This window comes from Paenibacillus sp. Soil522 (assembly GCF_001428245.1).
Classification (GTDB): Bacteria; Bacillota; Bacilli; order Paenibacillales; family Paenibacillaceae; genus Pristimantibacillus.
Window position 1 is genome coordinate 1 of sequence record NZ_LMRV01000120.1, and the last position, 769, is coordinate 769.

The window sequence follows — 769 nt, forward strand, 5'->3', positions numbered from 1 at the left end:
CGATCGGCGGGAAACCAACGCCTAAGCTGCTTGTCCGAACATTAATGCAGCTCGTGTTTCTTGCGGCGGTCCTTTTGGCGGGTTAAGTCCGGATGGTCACGAGAGCAGAAAAATCACCTGGGGGACGTGCGGTGGACGTATCAGTTTCTTGATGCGTACGGCCGGCATCTGATCGACCCTGACCGGCAACGTCTTTGTGGGTTGGTATCAGCCTTAAACGGGATTCGTGGACAAGATTACTACACGGCGGAATAATAATGTGATTCAACTAACGGGGACTATAGTTGTACAATTGAAAATGTTGATATGGTAAGATTAGTAATAAAATAGAGGAGCATGTATGAAACTATTTGAAGTAATACCTTCTATWACAACAGAACGTTTTTTRTTACGGTCGATGACTTTAGTAGATGCTCAGGCTGTATTTGAAAACCTATCCGATAAAGATGTGACCAAAGATATGGGGATTGACCCTTTTGTAAGTGTANTTACGGTCGATGACTTTAGTAGATGCTCAGGCTGTATTTGAAAACCTATCCGATAAAGATGTGACCAAAGATATGGGGATTGACCCTTTTGTAAGTGTAAAGAATGCTGAAGACTTAATAAWTTTCATGAACGAYCTGTTTGATAAAAACATAGCTTTTCGTTGGGGGATAATTCGTAAATYTGACCAGAGATTAATCGGGACATGTGGTTATAATGGATGGGAGACAAACCGTGGTTCACGAGTGGAGATTGCATATGACTTAGGTAAACCATATTGGAG

The 769-nt window shown here is 42.2% G+C and carries 1 protein-coding gene; it reads left to right on the forward strand.

Annotation, left to right across the window (positions count from 1 at the left end; genetic code table 11):
* Positions 1-497: 497 nt before the first annotated feature.
* The coding region (locus ASG81_RS33455) for a GNAT family N-acetyltransferase (RefSeq protein ID WP_327205206.1) at positions 498-769 on the forward strand (272 nt) is incomplete at its 3' end.